6 protein-coding genes and 1 pseudogene are annotated in these 5,907 nt (G+C 58.2%); 5 read left to right on the forward strand and 2 right to left on the reverse strand.

Going from position 1 to position 5,907, the window contains the following annotated elements; genetic code table 11:
- Positions 1-481: 481 nt before the first annotated feature.
- Both FHS81_RS18305 and FHS81_RS19390 read right to left on the reverse strand, forming a co-directional pair.
- Positions 482-1,126, reverse strand: a complete 645-nt coding sequence (locus tag FHS81_RS18305; protein ID WP_246375096.1) for a substrate-binding domain-containing protein — start codon at positions 1,124-1,126, stop codon at positions 482-484.
- A 126-nt stretch (positions 1,127-1,252) separates the two neighbouring features.
- Positions 1,253-1,378, reverse strand: a pseudogene (locus tag FHS81_RS19390) (LysR family transcriptional regulator); the annotation flags it as partial.
- 243 nt (positions 1,379-1,621) lie between these two features.
- On the opposite strand from FHS81_RS19390, the gene FHS81_RS18310 reads away from it, so the two are divergent.
- The 5 genes from FHS81_RS18310 (at position 1,622) to FHS81_RS18330 (ending at position 5,853) form a co-directional block, all read left to right on the forward strand.
- A complete protein-coding gene (locus tag FHS81_RS18310; protein ID WP_183755018.1) occupies positions 1,622-2,512 on the forward strand; it encodes an amino acid ABC transporter substrate-binding protein in 891 nt (296 codons plus the stop codon).
- A gap of 275 nt (positions 2,513-2,787) precedes the next feature.
- Entirely contained in the window at positions 2,788-3,519 is a 732-nt protein-coding gene (locus FHS81_RS18315; RefSeq protein WP_183755020.1) for an amino acid ABC transporter permease, read from the forward strand.
- A 2-nt stretch (positions 3,520-3,521) separates the two neighbouring features.
- A complete protein-coding gene (locus FHS81_RS18320; RefSeq protein WP_183755022.1) occupies positions 3,522-4,214 on the forward strand; it encodes an amino acid ABC transporter permease in 693 nt (230 codons plus the stop codon).
- Between the two features lie 18 nt (positions 4,215-4,232).
- On the forward strand, positions 4,233-4,964 hold the full coding sequence (locus FHS81_RS18325; protein WP_183755024.1) for an amino acid ABC transporter ATP-binding protein: 732 nt from the start codon (positions 4,233-4,235) through the stop codon (positions 4,962-4,964).
- Between the two features lie 82 nt (positions 4,965-5,046).
- Positions 5,047-5,853, forward strand: a complete 807-nt coding sequence (locus FHS81_RS18330) for an N-acetyltransferase DgcN family protein (RefSeq protein WP_210281838.1) — start codon at positions 5,047-5,049, stop codon at positions 5,851-5,853.
- Positions 5,854-5,907: the final 54 nt, after the last annotated feature.

Consider the following 5,907-nt stretch of genomic DNA (forward strand, 5'->3'; position numbering starts at 1 on the left):
ACGATACGACCGATGCGCCCACACCTTCTTTTCGGCCATATGCATCGCAGCAGCCGTAACATTCTATCTCAATCAATGAGTCCTGAGCCTAGTCGATTATTTAAAAATTTGTAACAATTTTTTTATTTGTATTTGCTCATAGTATTTAGCGGATTTTTGGATGTCTTTGGCTGATTCGGGAATGTTTTGGCGCGAAAAGATAAATAGATCTCGCGTTCGGCAGACAACCGGGCGGCTCATTCCTGACGCCGGCCGCGTCAACATGTCTCTTCAATGACGATCAGCACTTGCAGCACCCCCGCCCAACAATTAGGCAGACAAACAGATGCATGAGAATTACTTGAAGTTTAATTCAAATAATTCTTATGAACATATTTGAAAAGGAATAATTATTTCTTAATTTTCATCTCATGAAATTGTGATATCATCTGGATACTTGAGCCAGGCAATTCATAAAAACCAGCTTGACGGCGGCGTGCGCTTACAGGTGGGACCAGAATGTCTCCACGGCAGCGGAGCCTGTCCCTTGTTTGCGGATGGCAAGCACCTCCAGCGTCGCGCGGGAGGCCGCGTTTCCGACAGCTTTCAACTCTCCTGTCGCCAACTCGCGGGTAACGGCGCTTTCCGGTAACCAGCCGATGCCCTTGCCCGACATGACCATGCGCTTGACCGCTTCCGACATCGAATTCTCGTAAACGGTCTGAAAGGTGATGCCCTTGTTTTGAAAGCTCAGCAGCAGTTGCGATTGCACCCGCCCGAGAAAACAATTCGAGGGATATGCAATCAGCGGTAAGTCCGCCGCCTCGCTCCGGCTCGCGGGATCGATAAGGGCTTTTCCCTTGTGATCGGTGGCGCTGAAAAGACGGAAGGCTTCCGTCTGGATGAGCTTTGACCGAAATTGCCCCGTATGCAGCACCTGCGGCCCGAACTCGTGGGCGTAGCACAGGGCGATGTCGCAACGGCCCAGGGTGAGGGATTCAACGCACTCGTAGAAATCGGTCACGTGCATGCGGGTGATGAAAGGGCCGGTTTGCATCTCGATGCGGGCCAGCAGATCGGGAAAGATATTCAGCGCGATGGTGTGAAAACCGGCAAAGGCAATCGTCTCGATGCCGGCGCGGCCCATCTGCCGGCATTCTTCGCGAATGCGGTAGATATCGCGCAGCAGATCGCGGCCCGCTTCCAGAAACGTTTCCCCCGCACTGGTCAAACCGACGGGATAGGAGCTGCGATCAACCAGTTCCGTTCCCACCCATTTTTCAAGGGCGCGGATCCTGCGGCTGAAAGCCGGCTGTGTGACGTGGCGAGTGGCCGCAGCGCTGGAGAAATTTCGCGCTGCAGCAAGTTCCATGAAATCTTCCAGCCAGTTGAGTTCCATCACACTCCCGATCAGCGCACTTTATGCAAATTTTGCATAACTTATCCGAAAACGGCATTAGCCACAAATAAATCAGCCTGCCAACCTGTCATCCAAGGGCGAAAAATCGTCCACGCGGGGTCCGGGTGGCTTCCGATCTGATGGAAACACCAGATCGGCAAGAGTTCACTTCAAAAATCAAATGGATCACCGCACCAAGAACTTGAACCAGAAGGGAATTGAAAGATGAAATCCATGTCCAGAATGGCAAAAGCCGTTCTTTTCGTTTCGTTCGTAGCGACTCCCACCATGGCGCTGGCCGCCGGCACACTCGACAAGATCAAGGAAACCGGCAAGATCACGATCGGCCACCGCGAAGCGTCCATCCCGTTCTCGTTTCTGGACCAGAACCAGAAACCCGTCGGTTTCGCCAACGACATCTGCCTGACGATTGCAGAGGCGGTCAAGGAACACCTGAAACTCGACAAGCTTGAAGTCGTGCTGACGCCCGTGACATCCGCGACGCGCATTCCCCTGATTGCAAACGGCACGGTCGATCTGGAATGCGGCTCGACGACCAATAACCTCGAACGCCAGAAGCAGGCTGCCTTCACCAACACCCACTATCTGACGGCGAACCGCTTCGTCGCCAAGAAGGACAGCGGCCTGACGACGTTTGAGGATCTGGCGGGCAAAACGGTCGCGTCCACTTCCGGAACGACCAATATCGTCCAGCTCAACAACTACAACGCCGAAGGCAAGCGCGGCATCACCATCATCCCGGTCAAGGACCACGCCGAAGGCTTTCTGATGGTGGAAACCGGCCGTGCGGCCGCCTTCGTCATGGACGATATCCTGCTTTCAGGTCTCGTCGCCGGCTCGCGCAGCCCCTCCGACTACGCTTTGTCGGAAGACGCGCTGTCGAAACCCGAACCTTACGGCATCATGCTGCGCCGTGACGATCCCGAGTTCAAGGCGGTTGTCGATGCAGCCACGGCCAAGCTCTACACGTCCCCGGACATGCAGACGCTCTACGCCAAGTGGTTCCTTTCGCCAATCCCGCCACGCGGGTTGACGCTTAACGTACCGCTCGGCGAGGCATTGGCCAAGGCATTCGCCAATCCCTCGGACAGCGCCGACCCGGACAGCTACTGATCCTTCGGCTTCTGTAGCGCGGCGTTCGGCGGACGCGTGGAAGAGCATCCGGAGCAAAACGGAAATCCAATCGCTGTTTTGCTCCGTCTCCCCTGCTGGTCCTGCATCCGATCAATCCCGGAAACGGCTTTCGTTTCACGGGCGGCCGGACCGACTCCGCCGCACGCCCTCAGGCCGTTTTCATAGTCCGCCGCACCCTGAAAACGTCCTGATCATTCCGCCGGTTGCCTTGTTCAATCCGGGCAAGGGGACCGCCTGAACCGGAAGGGGTCCTGATGAACTACAACTGGAACTGGGGGGTATTCTGGGCCCCCTCGCCGGATGGCGCCGGTACCTACTTCGACATGTTGCTGGCGGGTCTCCAGTGGACGATCGTCACGGCGATCTGCTCATGGCTGATTGCCCTTTGCCTTGGCACCGTGGTCGGTATCGCGCGCACCACCGGCAGCCGCTGGATGCTGCTCGCGGGCAACGCCTACATCGAGCTTTTTCGTAATATTCCGCTGCTCGTGCAGCTCTTCCTCTGGTACTTCGTCGTGCCGGAGCTGCTTCCGGTGCAACTTGGCAACTGGGTCAAGCAGTTGACATATGGCGCCTTTTATACCGCCGTGATCGGCATCGGGCTTTATATGTCGGCGCGGGTGGCGACGCAGGTCACGGCAGGTATTTCCGCGCTGGCGAGCGGCCAGCGCATGGCTGGCCTGGCAATGGGCCTCACCAAGGCGCAGGTCTATCGCTACGTGCTGCTTCCCCAAGGGTTCCGCGTCATCCTGCCGCCGCTGACGTCGGAGTTTCTTAACACCATCAAGAACACATCCGTCGCCCTCACCATCGGCCTGGCCGAATTGACGGCCCGGGCGCGGGCCATGCAGGAGTTCACCTTTCAGGTTTTCGAAGCCTTCATCACCGCTGCGGCGCTCTACGTCGCTCTCAACATCGTCGTGACACTCCTCATGCGCTACATCGAACGGCGTATGACGGTGCCCGGCCTCGTGGCAGGAGGCTGACCATGTTTTCGAATCTCGACTTCAGCGTCGTATCCAACTCGCTGTCCTATCTGTTTTTCGAAGGTATGACCTTCACCCTGATGCTGACCGCCATCGCCACCGTGGGCGGGTTGCTTCTGGGCACGCTGATCGCCATGATCCGGCTGTCGTCCCTGCCCGTGCTGCCGCAGGTCGCCGCCGCATACGTCAACCTGATGCGCGCCCTGCCCCTCGTGCTGGTGATCTTTCTCATCTACTTCCTGCTGCCTTATGTCGGGCAGTGGGTCATGGGCGCCTCGCGCCCCATCGCGGTGGGGGCGCTCACCTCGTCGATCATCACCTTCACCCTGTTCGAAGCAGCCTATTTCTCGGAGATCATGCGGGCTGGGATTCAGTCCATTCCGCGTGGGCAGGTGGAAGCCGGCTACGCCATCGGCCTCAATTATCGCCAGATGATGTCCTACGTCGTGCTGCCACAGGCATTGCGAAACATGCTGCCGGTGATCTTCATGCAAACCATCGTTTTGTTTCAGGACACATCGCTCGTCTACGTGCTGTCGATCACGGACTTTCTTGGCGCGGCGTCGAAAGTCGCCCAGCGCGACGGCCGTCTGCCGGAAATGTACATGTTCGCCGCCGCCGTTTACTTCATCATCTCGTTCACCGCCTCCCGCTTCGTGCAGCGGCTTCAGGCACGCACCGCCATTGTGCGCTAGGAGGATCTTTCAATGGAAATGATCAGCCTCAGAAATATCGACAAGTGGTACAATCCTTCCTTTCAAGTACTGAAGAACTGTTCCACCACTATCGAAAAAGGTGAGGTCGTCGTTGTATGCGGCCCGTCCGGCTCGGGAAAGTCGACACTGATCAAGACCGTCAACGCGCTGGAGTCCATTCAGGCGGGTGACATCGTCGTCAACGGAATTTCGGTTACCGATTCCGGCACGAACCTGCCGAAGCTGCGCGCGCGTGTCGGAATGGTCTTCCAGCATTTCGAGCTGTTCCCGCATCTGAAGGTCATCGACAACCTTTGCCTTGGCCAGGTGAAAGTGCTTGGCCGGTCACGGAGCGAGGCGTCCGAGAAAGCGCGGAAAATGCTGGAGCGCGTTGGCCTATCCGCCCATGCGGAGAAGTTTCCCGGCCAGTTGTCCGGCGGGCAGCAGCAGCGTGTCGCCATTGCCCGCGCGCTGGTGATGGACCCGGTCTGTATGTTGTTCGACGAACCGACGTCGGCGCTCGATCCCGAAATGGTCAGCGAGGTGCTGGATGTGATGACGGAACTTGCCGGCGAGGGGATGACGATGATGGTCGTGACGCACGAAATGGGCTTCGCGCGCAAGGTCGCCAACCGCGTGATCTTCATGGACGGCGGCGAGATCGTCGAGGACCGGCCCGCCGAAGATTTCTTCCAGTCTCCGGAAAGTCCTCGTGCGGTGCAGTTCCTGTCAAAAATCCTGCCGCATTAGATACCGTAGAACAAGAGACCGTAAAACAGCAGCATCCGATCGCCCGGATAATCTTGTCTGAATCGTTGAAGTGGAAAAAACAATGATAGAAACGCCATATCTGCTTTTTCTGGGCGATGCGCCCGATCAACTCGCCGTCAAGGTTGCTCAGGGCATCAAGGACTGGCGCCCGGAACTCGCGATCGGACAGTTGCGGCTTCCCGGTTGCCAGGCGGACCTCGGCCTGCCCGAACTGACAATCGCGCAGGCGGCCGGTCTGGGGGTAAAAACCCTCGTCATCGGCGTCGCCAATCGCGGCGGGGTCATTCTGTCGGCGTGGAAGCCGGTGCTTCTCGATGCCCTCGAACACGGGTTCGATCTTGCCTCCGGCGCGCACAACCTGCTGCGTGACGAGCCGGATCTTGCCGACAAGGCGAAATCGCTTGGCCGCCAGCTTCATGACGTGCGCGTGCCGACGGTGGCTTATCCCATTGCCACCGGCAAGCGGCGGACGGGCAAGCGGCTTCTGGCCGTTGGCACGGATTGCTCCATCGGCAAGATGTACACCGCTCTTTGCATGGAGAAAGCCATGCGCGCGCGGGGCATGAACGCAACGTTCCGCGCCACGGGCCAGACCGGCATCCTGATCACCGGCGATGGCGTGCCGCTCGACGCGGTCGTGGCTGATTTTATGGCCGGGGCCGTCGAATATCTGACGCCCGATAACGAACCCGATCATTGGGATCTGATCGAGGGTCAGGGCAGCCTGTTCCATGTGTCCTATTCGGGCGTGACCCTCGCTCTCATCCATGGCGGCCAGCCGGATGCCCTGATACTCTGCCATGAACCGGGCCGCCCGCACATGCGCGGGTCGTGTCTCGGAAGTGGTAGAAATTGTCTGGCGGCGTAATCTCCGGGTGAACCAACACCCACCCAACCGGCGGCGGCAACCGCCAGGGAGATC

It is taken from the genome of Pseudochelatococcus contaminans (assembly GCF_014195635.1).
Taxonomy (GTDB): domain Bacteria; phylum Pseudomonadota; class Alphaproteobacteria; order Rhizobiales; family Beijerinckiaceae; genus Pseudochelatococcus; species Pseudochelatococcus contaminans.

Coding starts and splice junctions, on each gene's coding strand:
- FHS81_RS18325 (WP_183755024.1), top strand. CDS start 4,233: ATGATCAGCCTCAGAAATATCGACAAGTGGTACAATCCTTCCTTTCAA.
- FHS81_RS18315 (WP_183755020.1), top strand. CDS start 2,788: ATGAACTACAACTGGAACTGGGGGGTATTCTGGGCCCCCTCGCCGGAT.
- FHS81_RS18310 (WP_183755018.1), top strand. CDS start 1,622: ATGGCAAAAGCCGTTCTTTTCGTTTCGTTCGTAGCGACTCCCACCATG.
- FHS81_RS18320 (WP_183755022.1), top strand. CDS start 3,522: ATGTTTTCGAATCTCGACTTCAGCGTCGTATCCAACTCGCTGTCCTAT.
- FHS81_RS18305 (WP_246375096.1), bottom strand. CDS start 1,126: ATGGGCCGCGCCGGCATCGAGACGATTGCCTTTGCCGGTTTTCACACC.
- FHS81_RS18330 (WP_210281838.1), top strand. CDS start 5,047: ATGATAGAAACGCCATATCTGCTTTTTCTGGGCGATGCGCCCGATCAA.